We start from the raw sequence: 23,485 nt of genomic DNA, 5'->3' as shown, positions 1-23,485 counted from the left end.
ATTTTAAGGAGTTTGATATGTATAACCTATTATTAACCATTTTATTAGTATTATCTGTTGTGATTGTGATTGCGATTTTCATGCAACCAACCAAAAACCAATCCAGCAATGTATTTGATGCCAGCTCAGGTGATTTGTTTGAACGCAGTAAAGCACGCGGTTTTGAAGCTGTAATGCAGCGTTTGACAGGGATTTTAGTCTTTTTCTGGCTAGCCATTGCCTTAGCATTGACGGTATTATCAAGTAGATAAGAAAATAATGGGCAGGACTAGGTCTTTGCCTCTTTTTATTTTTAAAAGATATTTGAGAAGGTTTTACAGTAAAAGAAAATAAAAAATCTAGAAAGAAAATATGAAAGATAGAATAAAAGAATATTTACAAGACAAGGGAAAGGTGACTGTCAATGACTTGGCTCAGGCTTTGGGAAAAGACGGTTCCAAGGATTTTCGTGAGTTGATTAAAACCTTGTCCCTAATGGAAAGAAAGCACCAGATTCGCTTTGAAGAAGATGGAAGTCTGACCTTGGAAGCCAAGAAAAAACATGAGATTACTCTCAAGGGGATTTTTCATGCCCATAAAAATGGCTTTGGCTTTGTCAGTCTTGAAGGCGAGGAGGACGACCTTTTTGTAGGAAAAAACGATGTTAACTACGCTATTGATGGCGATACCGTTGAGGTCGTCATCAAGAAAGTGGCTGACCGTAATAAAGGAACAGCAGCAGAAGCCAAAATTATTGATATCTTAGAGCACAGCCTAACAAATGTTGTCGGTCAGATCGTTCTGGATCAGGAAAAGCCTAAGTATGCTGGCTACATCCGTTCGAAAAATCAGAAAATCAACCAACCCATCTATGTTAAGAAACCAGCCCTTAAACTAGAGGGAACCGAAGTTCTCAAGGTCTTTATCGATAAATACCCAAGCAAGAAACATGATTTCTTTGTCGCTAGTGTCCTCGATGTGGTGGGACACTCAACGGATGTCGGAATTGATGTTCTTGAGGTTTTGGAGTCTATGGACATTGTCTCAGAATTTCCAGAGGCTGTTGTTAAGGAAGCAGAAAGTGTGCCTGATATTCCATCTCAAAAGGATATGGAAGGCCGTCTGGACCTGAGAGATGAGATTACTTTTACCATTGACGGTGCTGACGCCAAGGACTTGGACGATGCGGTGCATATCAAGGCATTGAAAAATAGCAATCTGGAACTCGGAGTTCATATAGCAGATGTTTCTTACTATGTAACTGAGGGGTCTGCTCTTGATAAGGAAGCCCTTAACCGCGCAACTTCTGTCTATGTGACAGATCGTGTGGTCCCAATGCTTCCGGAACGATTGTCAAATGGCATCTGCTCTCTCAATCCTCAAGTTGACCGCCTGACCCAGTCTGCCATTATGGAGATTGATAAACATGGTCGTGTAGTCAACTACACCATCACACAAACGGTAATCAAGACTAGTTTCCGTATGACTTATAGCGATGTCAATGACATCTTAGCAGGTGACGAGGAAAAGAGAAAAGAATATCAGAAAATTGTTCCAAGTATCGAACTCATGGCTAAGCTCCATGAGACTCTAGAAAACATGCGTGTGAAACGTGGAGCCCTCAATTTCGATACCAACGAAGCGAAGATTTTAGTGGATAAACAGGGTAAGCCTGTTGATATCGTGCTTCGTCAGCGTGGAGTTGCGGAGCGTATGATTGAGTCCTTTATGTTGATGGCCAATGAAACAGTTGCGGAACATTTTAGCAAGCTGGACCTACCTTTTATCTATCGTATTCATGAGGAACCTAAGGCTGAAAAGGTTCAGAAGTTTATTGACTATGCTTCGAGCTTTGGCTTGCGCATTTATGGGACCGCAAGTGAGATTAGCCAGGAGGCCCTCCAAGACATCATGCGTACTGTTGAGGGAGAACCTTATGCGGATGTATTGTCCATGATGCTTCTTCGCTCCATGCAACAGGCTCGCTATTCGGAGCATAATCACGGCCACTATGGACTAGCGGCTGACTACTATACTCACTTTACTAGCCCGATTCGACGTTATCCAGACCTTCTTGTTCACCGTATGATTCGGGACTACGGCCGTTCTAAGGCAATAGCAGAGCATTTTGAGCAAGTAATTCCAGAGATTGCGACCCAGTCTTCCAACCGTGAACGTCGTGCCATTGAGGCTGAACGTGAAGTCGAAGCAATGAAAAAGGCTGAATACATGGAAGCATACGTGGGAGAAGAATATGATGCGGTTGTATCAAGTATTGTCAAGTTCGGTCTCTTTGTTGAATTGCCAAATACGGTTGAAGGTTTGATTCACATCACAAATCTTCCTGAATTTTATCATTTCAATGAGCGTGATTTGACTCTTCGTGGAGAGAAATCAGGAACAACCTTCCGTGTAGGTCAACAGATTCGTATTCGAGTTGAAAGAGCCGACAAGATGACGGGTGAAATTGACTTCTCTTATATCCCTAGTGAGTTTGATGTCATTGAAAAAGGCTTAAAACAGTCTAATCGTAGTGACAGAGGGCGTGGTTCAAGTCGTCGTCTAGATAAGAAGGAAGACAAGAGAAAATCAGGACGTTCAAATGATAAGCGCAAGCATTCACAAAAAGACAAGAAGAAAAAAGGAAAGAAACCTTTTTATAAGGAAGTAGCTAAGAAAGGAGCCAAGCATGGCAAAGGGCGAGGGAAAGGTCGTCGCACAAAATAAAAAGGCGCGCCACGACTATACAATCGTAGATACGCTAGAGGCAGGGATGGTCCTGACTGGAACTGAAATCAAGAGTGTACGAGCTGCTCGAATCAATCTCAAGGACGGCTTTGCCCAAGTGAAAAATGGTGAGGTTTGGTTGAGCAATGTTCATATCGCTCCTTACGAAGAGGGCAATATCTGGAATCAAGAACCAGAACGTCGTCGCAAACTCCTGCTCCATAAGAAACAAATCCATAAGTTGGAACAAGAGACTAAAGGAACAGGAATGACCCTGGTTCCCCTTAAAGTCTATATCAAAGATGGCTATGCCAAGCTTCTTTTAGGACTTGCCAAAGGGAAACATGACTATGACAAAAGGGAGTCTATCAAGCGACGTGAGCAGAATCGCGATATTGCGCGCGTGATGAAAGCAGTCAACCAACGATAAAAAGAGGAATGAAGATGGAAAAACTAGTTGCCTATAAACGCATGCCTTTGTGGTCTAAAGAGACCATGCCAGAGGCAGTTCAGCAAAAGCACAATACCAAGGTGGGTACTTGGGGCAAGATTACTGTTTTAAAAGGAACTCTCAAGTTTATTGAATTGACAGAGGATGGTGAGGTTATAGCTGAACACCTCTTTGAAGCAGGAGCTGACAATCCCATGGCGCAACCACAAGCTTGGCACCGAGTGGAGGCTGTAACAGACGATGTAGAATGGTACTTGGAATTTTATTGTAAACCTGAGGATTATTTCCCTAAAAAATACAATACCAATCCTGTTCATTCAGAGGTGCTAGAGGCTATGCAGACAGTAAAACCCGGGAAAGCCTTGGATTTGGGCTGTGGTCAGGGGCGTAATGCACTCTTTCTAGCCCAGCAAGGTTTTGAAGTGACAGCCGTGGATCAAAATGAATTATCTCTTGAAATCTTACAAAGCATTGTGGAGCAGGAAGATTTGGACATGCCTGTTGGTCTTTACGATATCAATTCAGCCAGTATTGGGCAAGCCTATGATTTTATCGTCTCGACGGTTGTTTTGATGTTTTTGCAAGCAGATCGCATTCCTGCAATTATCAAAAATATGCAGGAGAAAACCACTGTTGGTGGCTACAATCTTATCGTCTGCGCCATGGATACGGAGGATTATCCTTGTTCAGTGAACTTCCCATTCACCTTTAAAGAAGGGGAACTGGCTGACTATTACAAGGACTGGGAATTGCTTAAGTATAATGAAAATCCAGGCCATCTGCACCGTCGCGATGAGAATGGCAATCGTATTCAACTACGCTTTGCGACCATGTTAGCTAAAAAAATCAAATAAACATGAATAAAGATTAGGAATTTCCTGATCTTTTTTCTTTTTTACGAATAATATAGAAAAGGAGGGAATTCATGTTTGTTGCGAGAGATGCTAGCGGACAGTTGGTAAATGTGTTAGAGGATAGACTTGAGAAGCAAGACTACACCTGTCCAGCTTGTGGGGGTCAGCTCCGTTTGCGCCAAGGATCAAGTGTCCGGACCCATTTTGCCCATAAATCCTTAAAAGACTGTGAATATTCTTTTGAAAATGAAAGTCCAGAACACTTGGCAAATAAGGAAATCCTCTATCACTGGTTGAAAAGAGAGACAGAGGTGAAATTAGAGTACCCTCTTCCAGAGCTTAAACAGATTGCAGATGTATTTGTAAATGGGAATCTAGCTCTAGAAGTTCAGTGTAGCCCCTTGTCTCAAAATCTTCTTAAAGAGCGAAGTGAGGGCTATCGTAGTCAGGGTTACCAAGTGCTGTGGTTGCTGGGAGAAAAACTTTGGCTCAAGGATCGTTTGACTCGTCTGCAACAAGGTTTTCTTTATTTCAGTCAAAATATGGGCTTTTATGTTTGGGAAGTAGACAAGAAAAAACAGGTTTTAAGGCTGAAATATCTCATCCACCATGATCTCCGAGGTAAACTCCATTATCAGATTAAGGAATTTCCCTATGATCAAGATAGTCTACTGGAGATATTACGTCTTCCCTATAAGAAACAAAAAATATCTCATTTTACAGTTTCTGAGGATAAGGACATCTGTCGCTATATCCGGCAACAATTGTATTATCAAAATCCTTTTTGGATGAAAGAACAAGCAGAAGCCTATCAAAAGGGAGAGAATATCCTGACTTATGAGCTAAAAGCATGGTATCCCCAAATTAGACCACTAGTGGGCAAATTTTTCCAGATTGAACAAGACTTGAATAGCTATTATCAGCACTTTTATACCTATTATCAAGAAAATCCTCAAAATGATTGGCAAAAGCTTTATCCACCAGCCTTTTATCAGCAATATTTCTTGAAAAATATGGTAGAATAGAAAGGATGGAGGAATCTAATGGTATTACAAAGAAATGAAATAAATGAAAAAGATACATGGGATCTATCAACGATTTACCCAACTGACCAGGCTTGGGAAGAAGCCTTAAAAGATTTAACAGAACAACTGGAAACAGTAGCTCAGTATGAAGGTCATCTCTTGGATAGTGCGGATAGCCTACTCGAAATTACTGAAATTTCTCTTGAAATGGAACGCCAGATGGAGAAGCTTTACGTTTATGCTCATATGAAAAATGACCAGGACACACGTGAAGCCAAGTACCAAGAGTACTATGCTAAGGCCATGACACTCTACAGCCAGTTAGACCAAGCCTTTTCATTCTATGAACCTGAATTTATGGAGATTAGCGAAAAGCAGTATGCTGACTTTTTAGAAGCTCAACCAAAATTGCAGGTTTATCAACACTATTTTGACAAGCTTTTGCAAGGCAAGGAACATGTTCTTTCACAACGTGAAGAAGAATTATTGGCTGGAGCTGGAGAAATCTTTGGTTCGGCAAGTGAAACCTTCGCTATCTTGGACAATGCGGATATTGTGTTCCCTTATGTCCTTGACGATGATGGTAAGGAAGTTCAGCTATCTCACGGGACTTACACACGTTTGATGGAGTCTAAAAATCGTGAGGTTCGCCGTGGTGCTTATCAAGCTCTTTATGCGACTTATGAACAATTCCAACATACCTATGCCAAAACCTTGCAAACCAATGTTAAGGTGCAAAACTACCGTGCCAAAGTTCGCAACTATAAGAGTGCTCGTCATGCAGCCTTAGCAGCGAATTTTGTTCCAGAAAGTGTTTATGACAATTTGGTAGCAGCAGTTCGCAAGCATTTGCCACTATTGCATCGTTACCTTGAGCTTCGTTCAAAGATTTTGAGGATTTCAGACCTCAAGATGTACGATGTCTACACACCGCTTTCATCTGTTGAATATAGTTTTACCTACCAAGAAGCCTTGAAAAAAGCAGAAGATGCCTTGGCAGTATTGGGAGAGGATTACTTGAGCCGTGTTAAACGTGCCTTCAGCGAGCGTTGGATTGATGTTTACGAAAATCAAGGCAAGCGTTCAGGGGCCTATTCTGGTGGTTCTTACGATACTAATGCCTTTATGCTTCTTAACTGGCAGGACAATCTGGACAATCTCTTCACCCTTGTTCATGAAACAGGTCACAGCATGCATTCCAGCTATACTCGTGAGACTCAGCCTTATGTTTACGGAGATTACTCTATCTTCTTGGCTGAGATTGCATCAACTACCAATGAAAATATCTTGACGGAGAAATTATTGGAAGAAGTGGAAGACGACGCAACGCGCTTTGCTATTCTCAATAACTTCCTAGACGGTTTCCGTGGAACAGTTTTCCGCCAAACTCAATTTGCTGAGTTTGAACACGCGATTCACCAAGCGGATCAAAATGGGGAAGTCTTGACAAGCGATTTCCTAAATAAACTCTATGCAGACTTGAACCAAGAGTATTATGGTTTGGGTAAGGAAGACAATCCTGAAATCCAATACGAGTGGGCACGTATTCCACACTTCTACTATAACTATTATGTCTATCAATATTCAACAGGCTTTGCAGCAGCTTCAGCTCTGGCTGAAAAGATTGTCCATGGTAGTCAAGAAGACCGTGATCGCTATATCGACTACCTCAAGGCAGGTAAGTCTGACTATCCACTTAATGTCATGAGAAAAGCTGGTGTTGATATGGAGAAGGAAGACTATCTCAACGATGCCTTTGCAGTCTTTGAACGTCGTTTGAATGAGTTTGAAGCCCTTGTTGAAAAATTGGGATTGGCATAAGATGGTTGAATCATATAGTAAAAATGCCAACCATAACATGCGTCGCCCTGTCGTCAAGGAAGAAATTGTAGACTTGATGCGTCAGCGTCAAAAGCAAGTCACAGGATCTTTGAAAGAATTGGAAGACTTTGCCCGTAAGGAAAATATTCCCATCATTCCCCATGAAACGGTTGCTTATTTCCGTTTTCTCATGGAAACCATACAACCTAAAAACATTCTGGAAATAGGGACGGCTATCGGTTTTTCAGCCCTCTTGATGGCGGAACATGCGCCAAAGGCAAAGATTACAACCATTGACCGCAATCCAGAGATGATTGGATTTGCCAAGAAAAATTTCGCCCAGTTTGACAGTCGCAAGCAAATTACGCTCCTAGAAGGAGATGCGGTAGATGTCTTATCTACCTTGACAGAGTCCTATGATTTCGTCTTTATGGATTCAGCCAAGTCTAAATACATCGTCTTTCTGCCAGAAATCCTCAAACATTTGGAAGTCGGTGGTGTGGTTGTTTTGGATGATATTTTCCAAGGTGGTGATGTTGCTAAGGATATTATGGAAGTCCGTCGTGGTCAGCGAACTATTTACAGAGGACTTCAAAGACTATTTGATGCAACCTTAGACAATCCAGGACTCACCGCAACATTAGTACCTCTGGGGGACGGTATTCTCATGCTTCGTAAAAATGTAGCAGATGTTCAATTGCCTGACAGCGAATGATTTTCAGAAAAATTTAAGAAAATATAGTAAAATAGATAGGGTAACACTTATCTCAAAGGAGTAGACATGAAGAAAAAACTATTGGCAGGTGCCATTACACTATTATCAGTAGCAACTTTAGCAGCTTGTTCGAAAGGTTCAGAAGGAGCAGATCTTATTAGCATGAAAGGAGATGTCATCACAGAACATCAATTTTATGAGCAAGTGAAAAGCAATCCTTCAGCCCAACAAGTGTTGTTGAACCTGACCATCCAAAAAGTATTTGAGAAACAATACGGTTCAGAAGTAGATGACAAAGAAGTCAACGATACAATTGCTGAAGAAGAGAAACAATATGGTGAGAACTACCAACGTGTCTTGTCACAAGCAGGAATGACTCTTGAAACACGTAAAGCTCAAATTCGTACAAGTAAATTGGTTGAGTTGGCAGTTAAGAAAGCAGCAGAAGCTGAATTGACAGATGATGCTTATAAGAAGGCCTTTGACGAATACACTCCTGATGTGACTGCTCAAATTATCCGTTTGGACAATGAAGACAAAGCTAAAGAAATTCTTGAAAAAGCTAAAGCTAGTGATGCAGACTTTGCTCAATTAGCCAAAGATAATTCAACAGATGAGAAAACTAAAGCGAATGGTGGAGAAATCACTTTTGATTCTGCTTCAACAGAAGTACCAGAACAAGTTAAAAAAGCTGCTTTTGCTTTAGATGTAAACGGTGTTTCTGATGTGATTAGCGTTACTGGAACACAAGCCTACAGCAGTCAATATTACATTGTTAAACTGATTAAGAAAACAGAAAAATCATCTAATATTGACGATTACAAAGAAAAATTAAAAACTGTTATCTTAACTCAAAAACAAAACGACGCATCATTTGTTCAAAGTATTATCGGAAAAGAATTGCAAGCAGCCAATATCAAGGTTAAAGATCAAGCCTTCCAAAATATCTTCACTCAATACATCGGTGGTGGAGATTCAAGCACAAGCAGTTCTTCAAAAGAATAAAACAGAAAAGAGCCAAGTGCTCTTTTTCTTATGAGAAAATCTTCTATCTTAAGGGTAAGAGTTTTTTTCTTTCGGAAAAAATGGTATAATAGCAATCAAAACTAGAAAATAAACGGAATTTGGGAATAATTTCTTTTGTTCTCATTAGATTGGTGATACTATGAAGATTAGTAAGAGGCACCTATTAAACTATTCTATCCTAGTTCCTTACTTACTTTTATCTATTTTGGGCTTGATTGTAGTCTATTCTACAACCAGTGCCATTCTAATCGAAGAAGGTAAAAGTGCCCTGCAATTGGTTCGAAGTCAGGGAATGTTTTGGATATTTAGTTTAATATTGATTGCCTTGATATATAAGCTGAAACTGAATTTTTTAAGAAAAGAACGACTTTTATTTATTGTTATGTTTGTTGAGCTGATTCTCTTAGCTCTGGCTCGCTTAATTGGTACGCCAGTCAATGGAGCCTATGGTTGGATTTCAGTAGGACCTTTGACCATTCAGCCAGCTGAGTATTTGAAGATTATCATCGTCTGGTACTTGGCCCAACGTTTTTCAAAACAACAAGATGAAATTGGTATTTACGATTTCCAAGTTTTAACTCAAAATCAATGGATTCCTCGTGCTTTTAATGATTGGCGCTTTGTCCTCTTGGTAATGATAGGAAGTTTGGCTATCTTCCCAGATCTGGGGAATGCGACTATCCTAGCTCTGGTTGCCTTGATTATGTATACAGTTAGTGGGATTGCTCATCGTTGGTTTATAGCCTTTATCGGTGTATTGGTAGGAGTTTCAGCCCTATCCTTATCAGCTATTTCTATGATTGGGGTTGATAAGTTTTCAAAAGTTCCAGTATTTGGTTACGTTGCTAAGCGTTTCAGTGCCTACTTTAATCCCTTTGCTGATTTGGCAGGAGCAGGCCACCAACTTGCAAATTCCTACTTTGCCATGGTAAATGGTGGTTGGTTTGGTCTAGGATTAGGAAATTCAATCGAAAAACGTGGTTATTTACCAGAGGCTCATACAGACTTTGTATTTTCAATTGTCATTGAAGAGTTTGGATTTGTGGGAGCCAGCTTGATTTTAGCCCTTGTCTTTTTCCTGATTTTGCGGATTATCCTAGTCGGTATTCGTGCTAAGAATCCCTTTAATTCCATGATGGCGATTGGGGTTGGGGGGATGATGCTGGTACAGGTCTTTGTCAATATCGGTGGAATTTCGGGCATTATTCCTTCGACAGGAGTAACCTTCCCCTTCTTATCACAAGGAGGGAACAGTCTCCTAGTCTTGTCTGTAGCCATCGCCTTTGTCTTAAATATTGATGCAAGTGAAAAACGTGCCCAATTATATGAGGAGTTAGAAGCTCACTCATCAAACTATATGTAGAGTTGATAGTGGAAAGGATTACCTATGTCTCTTCAAAAATTAGAAAACTATAGTAATAAAGCTGTCGTGCAAGAAGAAGTATTGATTTTAACAGAATTGTTAGAAGATATCACTAAAAATATGCTTGCTCCAGAAACTTTTGAAAAAATCATGCAGTTGAAGGAATTATCAACTCAGGAAGATTATCAAGGCTTGAACCAATTGGTTACTAGCCTGACAAATGATGAAATGGCTTATATTTCACGCTATTTCTCTATCTTGCCTCTCTTGATTAATATTTCAGAAGACGTGGATTTGGCCTATGAAATCAACCACCAAAATAATATCGATCAAGATTATCTTGGTAAATTGTCAGCAACAATCAAAATGGTTGCAGAAAAAGAAAATGCGGTTGAAATTCTAGAACATTTGAATGTTGTTCCAGTTTTGACTGCCCATCCAACACAAGTGCAACGTAAGAGTATGCTGGATTTGACTAACCATATCCATACCCTCTTGCGTAAGTATCGTGATGTGAAATTAGGTTTGATTAATAAGGAAAAATGGCATAATGATCTCCGTCGTTACATCGAGATTATCATGCAGACAGATATGATTCGTGAAAAGAAATTGAAAGTTACCAATGAAATCACGAATGTTATGGAATACTACAATAGTTCATTCCTGAAAGCTGTTCCTCATTTGACTGCTGAGTACAAGCGTCTGGCTAAAAAATACGGCTTGGAGTTGAAACATCCAAAACCAATTACCATGGGCATGTGGATTGGTGGAGACCGTGATGGTAATCCTTTTGTTACAGCAGATACCTTGAAACAATCTGCTATGACCCAGTGTGAAGTCATCATGAACTACTATGATGAAAAGATTTACCAACTTTATCGTGAATTCTCTCTCTCAACTAGTATTGTCAATGTGAGCAAACAAGTCAGAGAAATGGCTCGTCAATCCAAGGATAACTCGATTTACCGTGAAAAAGAGCTTTACCGTCGTGCCTTATTTGATATTCAATCAAAAATCCAAGCCACAAAAACCTATCTGATTGAGGATAAGGAAGTTGGAGCTCGCTATGACACAGCTAATGATTTTTATAAGGATTTAATTACCATTCGCGATTCCCTCTTGGAAAACAAGGGTGAAGCACTGATTTCTGGTGATTTTGTTGAGTTGATTCAAGCAGTTGAAATTTTTGGTTTCTATTTGGCATCTATTGATATGCGTCAAGATTCTAGTGTTCATGAGGCCTGTGTAGCCGAACTCTTGAAATCAGCAGGCATTCATTCGCATTATAGCGAACTAAGTGAAGAAGAAAAATGCAAGCTTCTTTTGAGAGAATTAGAAGAAGATCCACGTATTCTTTCTGCCACTCACGTTGAAAAATCAGAGTTACTTGAAAAAGAATTGGCCATCTTTAAAGCTGCTCGTAAGTTGAAAGATAAGTTGGGTAATGATGTCATTCGCCAGACTATTATTTCACATGCAACTAGCGTATCAGACATGCTGGAATTGGCTATCTTGCTAAAAGAAGTAGGTTTAGTTGATAAAGAGAGAGCCCGTGTCCAAATTGTCCCTCTCTTTGAAACAATTGAGGACTTGGACCACTCAGAAGAAACCATGAGAGAATACCTTTCTCTTGCCCTTGCCAAGAAATGGATAGCTTCACGTAATAACTACCAAGAAATCATGCTAGGTTACTCTGACAGTAATAAAGATGGTGGTTACTTATCATCATGTTGGACCCTCTACAAGGCTCAACAACAACTGACTGCTATCGGAGATGAATTTGGCGTTAAGGTCACTTTCTTCCATGGGCGTGGTGGTACTGTCGGTCGTGGTGGTGGACCAACCTATGAAGCCATTACATCTCAACCGCTCAAGTCTATCAAGGATCGTATCCGTTTGACGGAGCAAGGTGAAGTAATTGGCAATAAATATGGTAATAAAGACGCAGCCTATTATAACCTTGAAATGCTAGTATCTGCAGCCATTAACCGTATGATTACTCAGAAGAAGAGCGATACCAATACCTCAAATCGTTATGAAGCTATTATGGATCAAGTCGTGGACCGTAGTTACGATATCTACCGTGATTTGGTTTTTGGTAATGACTATTTCTATGATTATTTCTTCGAGTCAAGTCCAATCAAGGCTATTTCAAGCTTTAACATTGGTTCTCGTCCAGCCGCTCGTAAGACTATTACTGAAATCGGTGGTTTACGTGCTATCCCTTGGGTATTCTCATGGTCGCAAAGTCGTGTCATGTTCCCTGGCTGGTATGGAGTTGGTTCAAGCTTCAAAGAATTTATTGATAAGAATCCAGAGAATATTGCTATCTTACGAGATATGTACCAAAATTGGCCTTTCTTCCAATCTCTTCTTTCAAATGTTGATATGGTCTTGTCAAAATCAAATATGAACATTGCTTTTGAATATGCTAAACTGTGTGAGGATGATCAAGTAAAAGCAATCTATGAGACTATTTTAAATGAGTGGCAAGTTACCAAGGAAGTTATCTTGGCTATCGAAGGTTATGACGAACTCTTGGCTGAAAATCCATATCTAAAAGCAAGTTTAGATTACCGTATGCCTTACTTTAATATCCTCAACTATATCCAGTTGGAGCTGATTAAACGTCAACGTCGAGGAGAATTATCAAGCGATCAAGAAAAATTAATCCATACAACCATCAACGGAATTGCGACAGGATTGCGTAATTCGGGTTGATCCCTTTCAAACTTCCTCTGTTCTATAGGGGAAGTTTTTGAATAGTTCAAAAAAATACTAAAAGAGTCTTGACAAGTACTTGAAAAATGATATAATTTAACCATTCAGAAAAGTAATCATACAAACTTTTTAGAGAGTCTGTGGTAGCTGAAAACAGATAAGTAATGATGATGAAAATTGGGCTGAATGTTATTTAGAATTTGAAATCATAAAAATTCGGTGAGCACACCTTACAGTGCATCTCGTTATTGCGAGACTGAGCGATAGGGAAATTCCCTGTAATTGAGGTGGTACCGCGCATCGACGTCCTCACACAAGTTTTTGTGTGAGGACTTTTTTATCGGAGGTTTGTATGGAAAGAAAACGATGGCGTCGCTTGTACAGATAAGTGAAGTATTTTAAAGGAATAAAAAAGGAGAAATAGAATGAAAAATAAACGTTTAATTGGAATTATCGCTGCCTTAGCAGTCTTAGTAGCAGGAAGCTTGATTTACTCTTCAATGAATAAACCAGAAGCTAAGAATGAGAAAAAAGTTGCCAAAGTTGGTGTTCTTCAGTTTGTGAGCCATCCATCTCTTGACTTGATTTATAAAGGAATTCAAGATGGACTTGCAGAAGAAGGCTATAAAGATGATCAAATTAAAATCGACTTTATGAACTCAGAAGGTGACCAAAGTAAGGTTGCGACAATGAGTAAACAATTGGTTGCAAATGGGAATGACCTTGTGGTTGGTATCGCAACACCAGCTGCTCAAGGATTGGCTAGTGCCACAAAAGACCTACCAGTTATCATGGCTGCGATTACAGACCCAATTGGTGCCAACTTGGTTAAAGATTTGAAAAAACCAGGTGGCAACATTACAGGGGTATCTGACCACAATCCAGCTCAACAACAAGTTGAACTCATCAAGGCTCTGACACCAAATGTGAAAACAATCGGTGCTCTTTACTCAAGTAGCGAAGACAATTCCAAAACACAGGTCGAAGAATTTAAGACATATGCTGAAAAAGCAGGTTTGACAGTCGAAACATTTGCAGTTCCTTCAACAAATGAAATTGCTTCAACAGTTAACGTTATGACTAGCAAGGTTGATGCTATCTGGGTTCCAATCGATAACACCATTGCTTCAGCCTTCTCAACAGTTGTATCAAGTAACCAAACAGCTAAAAAACCAATCTACCCAAGCGCAACTGCCATGGTAGAAGCAGGTGGTTTGGCATCAGTTGTAGTTGACCAACATGACCTTGGTGTGGCAACTGGTAAAATGATTGCGCAAGTCTTGAAAGGTGCAAAACCAGCTGATACCCCAGTTAATGTATTTTCAACTGGAAAGTCAGTTATCAACAAAAAATTGGCACAAGAGCTAGGTATTACGATTCCTGAATCTGTTCTAAAGGAAGCAGGGCAAGTAATCGAATAATCTGTAATGGAGGAGTTGGGGACATCTCCTCCAATTTTTTACAATAAACATCATATAGAAAAGGTTAAGAAACGGATGATACTATCTATTATTTCTCAAGGATTTGTCTGGGCGATTTTAGGTCTGGGAATCTTTATGACATTTAGGATTTTGAACTTTCCAGATATGACGACAGAAGGTTCCTTCCCTCTTGGGGGTGCTGTTGCTGTCACTTTGATAACGAAAGGTGTGAACCCATTTTTAGCAACTCTGATTGCTGTTGGATCTGGTTGTTTGGCTGGAATGGCAGCAGGACTTCTTTATACAAAAGGGAAGATTCCAACCTTACTCTCAGGGATTTTGGTGATGACTTCTTGTCACTCTATCATGCTCTTGATTATGGGACGTGCAAATTTAGGCTTGCTTGGAACCAAGCAAATTCAGGATGCCTTGCCTTTTGACTCGGATTTAAATCAACTTTTTACAGGTCTCATCTTTGTCAGTATTGTCATTGCTCTCATGCTCTTTTTCTTGGACACTAAACTCGGACAGGCTTATATTGCTACAGGTGACAATCCTGATATGGCTAGAAGTTTTGGAATTCATACTGGACGAATGGAGCTCATGGGTCTGGTCTTATCAAATGGTGTGATTGCCCTTGCGGGAGCTCTCATTGCTCAGCAAGAAGGTTATGCCGATGTATCTCGAGGAATCGGGGTTATCGTTGTAGGTCTTGCAAGTTTGATTATTGGGGAAGTTATTTTCAAGAGTTTGAGCTTGGCAGAGCGTCTGGTTGCCATCGTTGTGGGTTCTGTCGCCTATCAATTCTTAGTGTGGGCAGTTATCGCTCTTGGCTTTAATACAAGTTACCTTCGTTTGTACAGTGCCTTGATTTTAGCAGTCTGTCTCATGATTCCAACATTTAAGCAAACAATCTTGAAAGGAGCCAAGTTAAGCAAATGACAGCAATTGTAGAATTAAAAAATGCAACCAAAGTCGTTAAAAATGGCTTTGATGAAGAAAAGATTATTTTAAATGATGTTTCCTTAGAAATTTTTGAACAGGACTTTATCACGATTTTAGGTGGAAATGGTGCTGGGAAATCAACCCTTTTTAACACTATAGCAGGAACCTTATCACTAACCAGTGGTACTATCCGTATTTTAGGTGAGGATGTCACTAAATTTTCACCCGAGAAGCGAGCAAAGTATCTGTCTCGTGTCTTCCAAGATCCGAAAATGGGAACAGCTCCCCGTATGACGGTCGCTGAAAATCTCCTGATTGCTAAGTTTCGTGGTGAAAAGCGTGGACTCTTCCCAAGACGCTTGACTAGTTATAAAGATGAGTTTCAGGCAACCATTGAAAAAGTAGGAAATGGTCTGGAGAAACATTTGAATACGCCGATTGAGTTCTTATCAGGTGGGCAAAGACAGGCTTTGAGTCTCTTAATGGCAACCTTGAAGCGTCCTGAATTACTCCTGTTAGACGAGCATACTGCAGCCCTTGATCCAAAGACCAGTGTGGCCTTGATGGAGTTGACAGATGAATTTGTCAAGAAAGACCAGCTGACAGCCCTTATGATTACCCATCATATGGAGGATGCTCTCAAATATGGTAATCGTCTGATTGTCATGAAGGAAGGTCGTATAATTCAAGACCTCAATAATGAAGAAAAAGCTAAGATGAAAATATCAGACTACTATCAATTATTTGAATAGATGAACTTTATTTTCATCAAAAAATAGAGAAGAAAAACTTAGAGGCATTAAAGTGTTTCTGAGTTTTTTAACTTTCTTTTCTATCTAGAAAAATAAGGCAAAGATAATTACGGAAAGTGTATGAAATGGTTTACTTTTTTTCAGAAATAAGCTATACTAGTTTACGTGATACTATGATAAGATGGAGGTATTGTGTATGGTTGACAAACAAGTCATTGAAGAAATCAAAAACAATGCCAACATTGTTGAAGTCATAGGAGATGTGATTTCTTTACAAAAGGCAGGACGGAACTATCTAGGGCTCTGTCCTTTTCATGGTGAAAAAACACCTTCTTTCAACGTTGTAGAGGACAAGCAGTTTTACCACTGTTTTGGTTGTGGTCGCTCAGGCGATGTCTTTAAGTTCATAGAGGAGTACCAAGGGGTTCCCTTTATGGAGGCTGTCCAAATCTTAGGTCAGCGTGTTGGGATTGAAGTTGAGAAACCGCTTTATAGTGAACAGAAGCCAGTTTCGCCTCACCAAGCTCTTTATGATATGCACGAAGATGCAGCTAAATTTTATCATGCTATTCTCATGACAACGACTATGGGTCAAGAGGCCAGAAATTACCTTTATCAGCGTGGTTTGACAGATGAAGTGCTCAAGCATTTTCGGATTGGTTTGGCACCTCCAGAACGTAACTATCTCTATCAACGTTTGTCTGATCAGTATAGTGAAGAAGATTTCTTAGATTCAGGACTTTTTTATCTCTCGGATGCCAATCAATTTGTAGACACCTTTCACAATCGCATTATGTTTCCTCTAACCAATGACCAAGGAAAGGTTATTGCTTTCTCAGGTCGTATCTGGCAGAAAACGGATTCACAAATTTCTAAGTATAAAAATAGCCGATCGACTGCAATTTTTAACAAAAGTTACGAATTATATCATATGGATAGGGCAAAAAAATCTTCTGGAAAAGCCAGTGAGATTTACCTTATGGAAGGGTTCATGGATGTTATTGCAGCTTATCGGGCTGGAATCGAGAACGCTGTCGCATCTATGGGAACAGCCTTGAGTCGAGAGCATGTTGAACATCTGAAAAAGTTAACCAAGAAGTTGGTGCTTGTTTACGATGGCGATAAGGCTGGGCAAGCCGCGACATTGAAAGCGCTGGACGTAATTGGTGATATGCCTGTGCAAATTATCAGCATGCCTGATAGTTTGGATCCAGATGAGTATCTACAAAAAAATGGTCCAGAAGACTTGGCCTATCTATTGACGAAAACTCGTATTAGTCCGATTGAGTTTTACATTCACCAGTACAAACCTGAAAATAGCGAAAATCTGCAGGCCCAGATTGAGTTTATTGAAAAAATAGCTCCCTTGATTGTTCAAGAAAAGTCCATCACTGCTCAAAACAGCTATATTCATATTTTAGCTGACAGTCTGGCGTCCTTTGATTATGCCCAGATTGAGCAGATTGTTAATGAGAGTCGTCAGGTGCAAAGGCAGAATCGCATGGAAGGAATTTCCAGACCGACGCAAATCACTATGCCTGTCACTAAGCAGTTATCAGCTATTATGAGGGCAGAAGCTCATCTACTTTATCGAATGATGGAATCCCCCCTTATTTTAAACGATTACCGTTTGCGAGAAGACTTTTCATTTTACACACCTGAATTTCAGGTCTTATATGACTTGCTTGGCCAGTATGGAAATCTTCCTCCGGAAGTTTTAGCAGAACAGACAGAGGAAGTTGAAAGAGCTTGGTATCAAGTTTTAGCTCAGGATTTGCCTGCTGAGATGTCGCCGCAGGAACTTAGTGAAGTAGAAATGACTCGAAACAGGGCTCTCTTGAATCAGGACAATATGAGAATCAAAAAGAAGGTGCAGGAAGCTAGCCATGTAGGAGATACCGACACAGCCTTAGAAGAATTGGAACGTTTAATTTCCCAAAAGAGAAGAATGGAGTAATAATGGCAACAAAACAAAAAGAAGTAACAACATTTGACGTACAAGTAGCAGAATTTATCCGTAATCATAAACAAAAAGGGACAGCAACAGATGATGATATCAACACTAGTCTGGTTATTCCTTTTACCTTGGATGCTGATGGGATTGAAGATCTCTTACAACGAATTCAGGATGCAGGAATTTCTATTACGGATAACGAAGGGAACCCAAGTGCGCGTGTTCTTAGTACTGAAGAAGAGCCAGAGCTTAGTGATGAGGACTTGATTGGGTCAACTTCGGCTAAGGTTAATGACCCTGTCCGTATGTACTTGAAAGAGATTGGTGTCGTTCCTCTCTTGACCAATGAAGAGGAAAAAGAATTGGCACTAGCAGTTGAAGCTGGCGATATCGAAGCCAAACAACGTCTTGCGGAAGCCAACCTTCGTTTGGTTGTTTCTATTGCCAAACGCTATGTCGGACGTGGTATGCAGTTCCTTGACTTGATTCAAGAAGGAAATATGGGCTTGATGAAGGCAGTTGACAAGTTTGACTATTCTAAAGGGTTCAAGTTCTCAACTTACGCAACTTGGTGGATTCGTCAAGCCATCACTCGTGCTATTGCAGATCAAGCTCGTACTATCCGTATCCCAGTCCACATGGTTGAAACCATTAATAAATTGGTTCGTGAACAGCGTAACCTTCTTCAAGAATTGGGTCAAGATCCAACACCTGAGCAAATCGCTGAACGTATGGATATGACCCCTGACAAGGTTCGTGAAATCTTGAAGATTGCCCAAGAACCAGTATCCCTTGAAACTCCTATCGGTGAAGAGGATGATAGCCACCTTGGGGACTTTATCGAAGATGAAGTGATTGAAAATCCAGTAGACTATACAACTCGTATCGTCTTGCGTGAGCAGTTGGATGAGGTCTTGGATACTCTTACAGACCGTGAAGAAAATGTTCTGCGTCTACGTTTTGGGTTAGATGATGGAAAAATGCGTACTCTTGAAGATGTGGGGAAAGTCTTTAACGTAACCCGTGAGCGTATTCGTCAGATTGAAGCCAAGGCTTTGAGAAAACTACGCCAACCAAGTCGCAGCAAACCGCTTCGTGATTTTATTGAAGACTAGGAGTGAGGAAAATATGGCTTATACAGAAGAGCAAATTGAAAATATAAAAACAAGGATTTTAACAGCCTTGGAAGAAGTCATCGACCCTGAGTTGGGAATCGATATTGTCAATCTTGGTTTGATTTATGAGATTCGTTTTGACGGCGACACAGGGCAAACAGAGATTGATATGACTTTGACAACTATGGGTTGTCCCTTAGCTGACCTTTTGACAGACCAGATTTATGATGCCATGACAGAGGTTCCAGAAGTAACGGATACTGAGGTCAAATTAGTTTGGTATCCAGCCTGGACAGTTGAAAAAATGAGTCGCTATGCACGCATTGCCCTAGGCATTAAGTAAACATATAAAAACATGTGAGAGACCCTTGGAAAGCAGAGGAAATTTCCCCTCTTTTCCTCTAGTCTCTCCTTTCTTTTGCTGATTTTATTCAAAGAAAATGATATAATAGTAGCTATGGAAAAAAAGAAATTACGCATCAATATGTTGAGTTCAAGTGAGAAAGTAGCAGGACAAGGAGTTTCAGGTGCCTACCGTGAACTAGTTCGTCTTCTTCAGCGTGACGCCAAGGACCATTTGATTGTTACAGAAAATCTTCCAATCGAGGCAGATGTAACTCACTTTCATACGATTGATTTCCCCTATTATTTATCAACCTTCCAAAAAAAACGCTCAGGGAGAAAAATTGGCTATGTTCATTTCTTACCTGATACACTTGAGGGGAGTTTGAAAATTCCATTTTTCTTAAAGGGAATTGTCAAACGTTATGTATTTTCTTTTTACAACCGGATGGAGCACTTGGTGGTGGTCAATCCTATGTTTATTGAGGATTTGGTAGCAGCTGGTATTCCACGTGAAAAAGTGACCTATATTCCTAACTTTGTCAACAAGGAAAAATGGCATCCACTTCCACAAGAAGAGGTTGCGAGACTGCGAACAGAACTTGGTGTTAGTGACAATCAGTTTATCGTAGTAGGTGCTGGTCAAGTTCAGAAACGCAAAGGGATTGATGATTTTATCCGTTTAGCTGAGGAATTGCCTCAGATTACCTTTATCTGGGCGGGTGGTTTCTCTTTTGGTGGCATGACAGATGGTTATGAACGCTATAAGAAAATTATGGAAAATCCACCTGAAAATTTGATTTTTCCAGGCATTGTGTCACCAGAGCGAATGCGTGAGTTGTATGCTTTAGCGGATCTTTTCTTGTTGCCTAGTTATAATGAGCTTTTTCCGATGACTATTTTAGAGGCTGCCAGTTGCGAAGCTCCTATTATGTTGCGTGATTTGGATCTCTATAAGGTGATTTTAGAGGGAAATTATCGGGCAACAGCAGATAGAGAAGAGATGAAAGAGGCTATTTTAGAATATCAAGCAAATCCTGCTGCCTTAAAAGACCTCAAAGAAAAAGCTAAGAATATTTCCCGAGAGTATTCTGAAGAGCATCTGTTACAAATCTGGTTGGACTTTTATGAGAAACAAGCCGCTTTAGGGAGAAAATAAAAAGTGAGGTAATCTATGCGAATTGGTTTATTTACAGATACCTATTTTCCTCAGGTTTCTGGTGTTGCGACCAGTATTCGAACCTTAAAAACAGAACTTGAAAAGCAGGGGCATGCTGTTTTTATCTTTACGACGACAGATAAGGATGTCAATCGCTACGAAGATTGGCAAATTATTCGTATTCCAAGTGTTCCCTTCTTTGCTTTTAAGGATCGTCGCTTTGCCTACCGAGGTTTTAGTAAGGCGCTTGAAATTGCCAAACAGTATCAGCTAGATATTATCCATACTCAGACAGAATTTTCTCTTGGCTTGTTGGGGATTTGGATTGCGCGTGAACTGGAAATTCCAGTTATTCATACCTATCACACCCAGTATGAAGACTATGTGCATTATATTGCCAAGGGGTTGTTGATTCGTCCTAGTATGGTCAAGTACTTAGTAAGAGGTTTCCTGCATGACGTGGATGGGGTTGTTTGTCCGAGTGAGATTGTCCGTGATTTGCTATCTGACTATAAGGTCAAGGTTGAAAAACGAGTCATTCCTACTGGGATTGAATTAGCTAAGTTTGAGCGTCCAGAAATCAAGCAGGAAAATTTGAAAGAACTGCGTAGTAAATTAGGGATTCAAGATGATGAACAGATGTTGCTGAGTCTTTCCAGAATTTCCTATGAAAAAAATATTCAAGCAGTTTTAGCAGCATTTGCAGAAGTTCTGAAAGAGGAAGACAAGGTTAAACTGGTAGTTGCTGGTGATGGCCCTTATCTGGATGACCTTAAAGAGCAAGCCCAGAAACTAGAGATTCAAGACTCCGTTGTCTTTACAGGGATGATCGCTCCTAGTGAGACCGCTCTTTACTATAAGGCTGCAGATTTCTTCATCTCGGCATCAACAAGTGAGACTCAAGGTTTGACATACTTGGAAAGCTTAGCCAGTGGAACGCCTGTCATTGCTCACGGAAATCCTTATCTGGACAATCTCATCAATGACAAGATGTTTGGGACCTTGTACTATGGAGAACATGACTTGGCTGGAGCCATTTTAGAGGCTCTGATTGCAACACCAGATATGAATGAGCATGCCTTATCAGCGAAATTATATGAGATTTCAGCCGAGAACTTTGGAAAACGGGTTCAAGAATTTTATCTGGATGCTATTATTTCTAATAATTTCGAAAAAGATTTAGCTAAAGAGGATACGGTCACTCATCGTATCTTTAAGACAGTTTTGTATCTACCACAACAGGTCGTTGCTGTGCCTGTAAAAGGCTCTAGACGGATGCTGAAGGCTTCAAAAACACAGTTAATCAGCATGAGAGATTATTGGAAAGACCGTGAAGAATAGAAAGAGGACAAGTTATGAAAAAACAATTAATGAGAAGTGGTCGTGACCAAAAGATTGCTGGTGTCTGTGCTGGGGTGGCCCATTATTTAGATATGGATCCTACTATCGTACGCGTAATATGGGGAGTCCTTGCTTGCTGTTACGGAGTTGGAATTGTAGCCTATATCATTTTATGGATTATTGCGCCTGTAGCAAGTGACTATTGAAAACTAGCTAAATTCATGCTAAGATAATAGAAAATAGAATGTAACGAAGGAGAGAAAAATGGCATTCGGAGATAATGGAAAACGTAAAAAAACGATGTTTGAGAAATTAACCTTGCTTATCGTGCTTATCATGTTAGTAGCAAGTATTTTGGGGATTTTTGCAACTGCAATCGGTGCCCTCAGTAATCTATAAAATAGATTTAAGAAATTTTGTGACTGGGATTTCCCAGCCCTTTTTTAAAGTGAGAAGAAAAAATGAGTATGTTTTTAGATACAGCTAAGATTAAGGTCAAGGCTGGTAATGGTGGCGATGGTATGGTTGCCTTTCGCCGTGAAAAATATGTTCCTAATGGTGGTCCTTGGGGTGGTGACGGAGGTCGTGGAGGTAATGTGGTCTTCGTTGTAGACGAAGGACTACGTACTTTGATGGATTTCCGCTACAATCGCCATTTCAAGGCTGATTCTGGTGAAAAAGGAATGACCAAAGGAATGCATGGTCGTGGTGCAGAAGACTTGATTGTTCGTGTACCTCAAGGGACAACTGTGCGTGATGCTGAGACTGGAAAAGTCATCACTGACTTGATTGAGCACGGTCAAGAGTTTATCGTTGCTCACGGTGGTCGAGGTGGTCGTGGGAATATCCGTTTTGCGACACCAAAAAATCCTGCTCCAGAGATTTCTGAAAATGGAGAACCTGGTCAGGAGCGTGAGTTACAGTTAGAACTTAAAATCCTTGCGGATGTTGGTTTGGTTGGCTTCCCTTCAGTTGGTAAATCAACTCTACTTAGTGTGATTACCTCTGCAAAACCTAAAATTGGTGCCTACCACTTTACAACAATCGTTCCTAATCTTGGTATGGTCCGTACCCAGTCAGGTGAGTCCTTTGCTGTGGCAGACCTCCCTGGTTTGATCGAAGGCGCTAGTCAAGGTGTGGGCTTGGGGACTCAGTTCCTTCGCCATATTGAGCGTACTCGCGTTATCCTTCACATCATTGATATGTCAGCTAGCGAAAGCCGTGATCCTTATGAGGACTACCTAGCTATCAATAAGGAGTTGGAGTCATACAATCTTCGTCTCATGGAGCGTCCACAGATTATTGTAGCCAATAAGATGGATATGCCTGAAAGTCAGGAAAATCTTGAAGAATTCAAGAAGAAATTAGCTGAAAACTACGATGAATTTGAAGAGTTACCAGCTATCTTCCCAATATCTGGTTTGACTAAGCAAGGTCTAGCAACGCTTTTGGATGCAACAGCTGAATTGTTAGACAAGACACCAGAATTCTTACTCTACGACGAATCCGATATGGAAGAAGAAGCTTACTATGGATTTGACGAGGAAGAAAAAGCCTTTGAAATTAGTCGTGATGATGATGCGACATGGGTACTTTCTGGTGAAAAACTCATGAAACTCTTTAATATGACCAACTTTGACCGTGACGAATCAGTTATGAAATTTGCCCGTCAGCTTCGTGGTATGGGGGTTGATGAAGCCCTTCGTGCGCGTGGTGCTAAAGATGGTGACTTGGTCCGCATTGGTAAATTTGAGTTTGAATTTGTAGACTAGGA

General features: G+C 40.3%; 21 protein-coding genes and 1 other annotated feature. All 21 genes read left to right on the top strand.

Annotation, left to right across the window (positions count from 1 at the left end; all coding sequences use genetic code 11):
• Nucleotides 1-17: 17 nt before the first annotated feature.
• The 21 genes from secG (at nucleotide 18) to obgE (ending at nucleotide 23,483) form a co-directional block, all read left to right on the top strand.
• On the top strand, nucleotides 18-251 hold the full coding sequence (secG, locus tag M1F37_RS01240; RefSeq protein WP_000282517.1) for a preprotein translocase subunit SecG: 234 nt from the start codon (nucleotides 18-20) through the stop codon (nucleotides 249-251).
• Nucleotides 252-351: 100 nt separating this feature from the next.
• Nucleotides 352-2,706 carry a ribonuclease R gene (gene rnr, locus M1F37_RS01235; RefSeq protein ID WP_247934400.1) on the top strand — a complete coding sequence of 785 codons (2,355 nt, stop codon included), beginning with the start codon at nucleotides 352-354 and terminating at the stop codon, nucleotides 2,704-2,706.
• Nucleotides 2,669-3,136 (top strand): SsrA-binding protein SmpB, encoded by a 468-nt coding sequence (smpB, locus tag M1F37_RS01230; protein ID WP_247934399.1) that lies wholly within the window; start codon nucleotides 2,669-2,671, stop codon nucleotides 3,134-3,136. The genes rnr and smpB overlap by 38 nt, the downstream gene beginning before the upstream one ends.
• 14 nt (nucleotides 3,137-3,150) lie before the next feature.
• Nucleotides 3,151-4,011, top strand: a complete 861-nt coding sequence (gene tehB / locus M1F37_RS01225) for an SAM-dependent methyltransferase TehB (RefSeq protein ID WP_247934398.1) — start codon at nucleotides 3,151-3,153, stop codon at nucleotides 4,009-4,011.
• 71 nt (nucleotides 4,012-4,082) lie between these two features.
• Nucleotides 4,083-5,036, top strand: a complete 954-nt coding sequence (locus M1F37_RS01220; protein WP_247934397.1) for a competence protein CoiA — start codon at nucleotides 4,083-4,085, stop codon at nucleotides 5,034-5,036.
• Nucleotides 5,037-5,054: 18 nt separating this feature from the next.
• Nucleotides 5,055-6,857 carry an oligoendopeptidase F gene (gene pepF / locus M1F37_RS01215; RefSeq protein ID WP_247934396.1) on the top strand — a complete coding sequence of 601 codons (1,803 nt, stop codon included), beginning with the start codon at nucleotides 5,055-5,057 and terminating at the stop codon, nucleotides 6,855-6,857.
• 1 nt (nucleotide 6,858) lies between these two features.
• Nucleotides 6,859-7,572: an O-methyltransferase gene (locus M1F37_RS01210; RefSeq protein WP_004239376.1), complete on the top strand. Its 714-nt coding sequence runs from the start codon at nucleotides 6,859-6,861 to the stop codon at nucleotides 7,570-7,572.
• A gap of 66 nt (nucleotides 7,573-7,638) precedes the next feature.
• The gene (gene prsA / locus M1F37_RS01205; protein ID WP_247934395.1) at nucleotides 7,639-8,577 is read left to right on the top strand and encodes a peptidylprolyl isomerase PrsA; all 939 of its coding nucleotides are present in this window, start codon (nucleotides 7,639-7,641) and stop codon (nucleotides 8,575-8,577) included.
• 160 nt (nucleotides 8,578-8,737) lie between these two features.
• Complete coding sequence (gene ftsW / locus M1F37_RS01200; protein ID WP_000703371.1) at nucleotides 8,738-9,961, top strand: cell division peptidoglycan polymerase FtsW; 1,224 nt, start codon at nucleotides 8,738-8,740, stop codon at nucleotides 9,959-9,961.
• A gap of 24 nt (nucleotides 9,962-9,985) precedes the next feature.
• Nucleotides 9,986-12,682 carry a phosphoenolpyruvate carboxylase gene (gene ppc / locus M1F37_RS01195; protein WP_247934394.1) on the top strand — a complete coding sequence of 899 codons (2,697 nt, stop codon included), beginning with the start codon at nucleotides 9,986-9,988 and terminating at the stop codon, nucleotides 12,680-12,682.
• A gap of 96 nt (nucleotides 12,683-12,778) precedes the next feature.
• Nucleotides 12,779-12,996 (top strand) — a binding site (T-box leader).
• A gap of 111 nt (nucleotides 12,997-13,107) precedes the next feature.
• Entirely contained in the window at nucleotides 13,108-14,103 is a 996-nt protein-coding gene (trpX, locus tag M1F37_RS01190) for a tryptophan ABC transporter substrate-binding protein (RefSeq protein WP_247934393.1), read from the top strand.
• Nucleotides 14,104-14,178: 75 nt separating this feature from the next.
• Nucleotides 14,179-15,045 (top strand): ABC transporter permease, encoded by an 867-nt coding sequence (locus M1F37_RS01185; RefSeq protein WP_247934392.1) that lies wholly within the window; start codon nucleotides 14,179-14,181, stop codon nucleotides 15,043-15,045.
• Nucleotides 15,042-15,800 carry an ABC transporter ATP-binding protein gene (locus tag M1F37_RS01180; protein ID WP_247934391.1) on the top strand — a complete coding sequence of 253 codons (759 nt, stop codon included), beginning with the start codon at nucleotides 15,042-15,044 and terminating at the stop codon, nucleotides 15,798-15,800. Before M1F37_RS01185 ends, M1F37_RS01180 begins: the two co-directional genes overlap by 4 nt.
• A gap of 196 nt (nucleotides 15,801-15,996) precedes the next feature.
• Complete coding sequence (gene dnaG / locus M1F37_RS01175; RefSeq protein WP_247934390.1) at nucleotides 15,997-17,757, top strand: DNA primase; 1,761 nt, start codon at nucleotides 15,997-15,999, stop codon at nucleotides 17,755-17,757.
• Nucleotides 17,758-17,759: 2 nt separating this feature from the next.
• Nucleotides 17,760-18,869 carry an RNA polymerase sigma factor RpoD gene (gene rpoD, locus M1F37_RS01170; protein ID WP_247934389.1) on the top strand — a complete coding sequence of 370 codons (1,110 nt, stop codon included), beginning with the start codon at nucleotides 17,760-17,762 and terminating at the stop codon, nucleotides 18,867-18,869.
• Nucleotides 18,870-18,882: 13 nt separating this feature from the next.
• Nucleotides 18,883-19,212: a metal-sulfur cluster assembly factor gene (locus M1F37_RS01165; RefSeq protein WP_000331929.1), complete on the top strand. Its 330-nt coding sequence runs from the start codon at nucleotides 18,883-18,885 to the stop codon at nucleotides 19,210-19,212.
• Between the two features lie 114 nt (nucleotides 19,213-19,326).
• A complete protein-coding gene (gene cpoA, locus M1F37_RS01160; protein WP_247934388.1) occupies nucleotides 19,327-20,370 on the top strand; it encodes a glycosyltransferase family 4 protein in 1,044 nt (347 codons plus the stop codon).
• A 15-nt stretch (nucleotides 20,371-20,385) separates the two neighbouring features.
• Complete coding sequence (locus tag M1F37_RS01155; RefSeq protein WP_247934387.1) at nucleotides 20,386-21,711, top strand: glycosyltransferase family 4 protein; 1,326 nt, start codon at nucleotides 20,386-20,388, stop codon at nucleotides 21,709-21,711.
• 29 nt (nucleotides 21,712-21,740) lie between these two features.
• On the top strand, nucleotides 21,741-21,917 hold the full coding sequence (locus M1F37_RS01150; protein WP_247934450.1) for a PspC domain-containing protein: 177 nt from the start codon (nucleotides 21,741-21,743) through the stop codon (nucleotides 21,915-21,917).
• 58 nt (nucleotides 21,918-21,975) lie between these two features.
• Nucleotides 21,976-22,110 (top strand): DUF4044 domain-containing protein, encoded by a 135-nt coding sequence (locus M1F37_RS01145; RefSeq protein WP_000863852.1) that lies wholly within the window; start codon nucleotides 21,976-21,978, stop codon nucleotides 22,108-22,110.
• Between the two features lie 62 nt (nucleotides 22,111-22,172).
• On the top strand, nucleotides 22,173-23,483 hold the full coding sequence (obgE, locus tag M1F37_RS01140; protein ID WP_247934386.1) for a GTPase ObgE: 1,311 nt from the start codon (nucleotides 22,173-22,175) through the stop codon (nucleotides 23,481-23,483).
• The last annotated feature ends 2 nt before the right edge of the window (nucleotides 23,484-23,485 follow it).

It is taken from the genome of Streptococcus mitis (genome assembly GCF_023109105.1).
Lineage (GTDB): Bacteria > Bacillota > Bacilli > Lactobacillales > Streptococcaceae > Streptococcus > Streptococcus mitis_BW.
This window is presented reverse-complemented; position numbering and strand designations above follow the sequence as displayed.

Excerpts from the sequence above, each read along its gene's own strand:
- secG (WP_000282517.1), top strand. The coding sequence starts at position 18 with ATGTATAACCTATTATTAACCATTTTATTAGTATTATCTGTTGTGATT.
- rnr (WP_247934400.1), top strand. The coding sequence starts at position 352 with ATGAAAGATAGAATAAAAGAATATTTACAAGACAAGGGAAAGGTGACT.
- smpB (WP_247934399.1), top strand. The coding sequence starts at position 2,669 with ATGGCAAAGGGCGAGGGAAAGGTCGTCGCACAAAATAAAAAGGCGCGC.
- tehB (WP_247934398.1), top strand. The coding sequence starts at position 3,151 with ATGGAAAAACTAGTTGCCTATAAACGCATGCCTTTGTGGTCTAAAGAG.
- M1F37_RS01220 (WP_247934397.1), top strand. The coding sequence starts at position 4,083 with ATGTTTGTTGCGAGAGATGCTAGCGGACAGTTGGTAAATGTGTTAGAG.
- pepF (WP_247934396.1), top strand. The coding sequence starts at position 5,055 with ATGGTATTACAAAGAAATGAAATAAATGAAAAAGATACATGGGATCTA.
- M1F37_RS01210 (WP_004239376.1), top strand. The coding sequence starts at position 6,859 with ATGGTTGAATCATATAGTAAAAATGCCAACCATAACATGCGTCGCCCT.
- prsA (WP_247934395.1), top strand. The coding sequence starts at position 7,639 with ATGAAGAAAAAACTATTGGCAGGTGCCATTACACTATTATCAGTAGCA.
- ftsW (WP_000703371.1), top strand. The coding sequence starts at position 8,738 with ATGAAGATTAGTAAGAGGCACCTATTAAACTATTCTATCCTAGTTCCT.
- ppc (WP_247934394.1), top strand. The coding sequence starts at position 9,986 with ATGTCTCTTCAAAAATTAGAAAACTATAGTAATAAAGCTGTCGTGCAA.
- trpX (WP_247934393.1), top strand. The coding sequence starts at position 13,108 with ATGAAAAATAAACGTTTAATTGGAATTATCGCTGCCTTAGCAGTCTTA.
- M1F37_RS01185 (WP_247934392.1), top strand. The coding sequence starts at position 14,179 with ATGATACTATCTATTATTTCTCAAGGATTTGTCTGGGCGATTTTAGGT.
- M1F37_RS01180 (WP_247934391.1), top strand. The coding sequence starts at position 15,042 with ATGACAGCAATTGTAGAATTAAAAAATGCAACCAAAGTCGTTAAAAAT.
- dnaG (WP_247934390.1), top strand. The coding sequence starts at position 15,997 with ATGGTTGACAAACAAGTCATTGAAGAAATCAAAAACAATGCCAACATT.
- rpoD (WP_247934389.1), top strand. The coding sequence starts at position 17,760 with ATGGCAACAAAACAAAAAGAAGTAACAACATTTGACGTACAAGTAGCA.
- M1F37_RS01165 (WP_000331929.1), top strand. The coding sequence starts at position 18,883 with ATGGCTTATACAGAAGAGCAAATTGAAAATATAAAAACAAGGATTTTA.
- cpoA (WP_247934388.1), top strand. The coding sequence starts at position 19,327 with ATGGAAAAAAAGAAATTACGCATCAATATGTTGAGTTCAAGTGAGAAA.
- M1F37_RS01155 (WP_247934387.1), top strand. The coding sequence starts at position 20,386 with ATGCGAATTGGTTTATTTACAGATACCTATTTTCCTCAGGTTTCTGGT.
- M1F37_RS01150 (WP_247934450.1), top strand. The coding sequence starts at position 21,741 with ATGAGAAGTGGTCGTGACCAAAAGATTGCTGGTGTCTGTGCTGGGGTG.
- M1F37_RS01145 (WP_000863852.1), top strand. The coding sequence starts at position 21,976 with ATGGCATTCGGAGATAATGGAAAACGTAAAAAAACGATGTTTGAGAAA.
- obgE (WP_247934386.1), top strand. The coding sequence starts at position 22,173 with ATGAGTATGTTTTTAGATACAGCTAAGATTAAGGTCAAGGCTGGTAAT.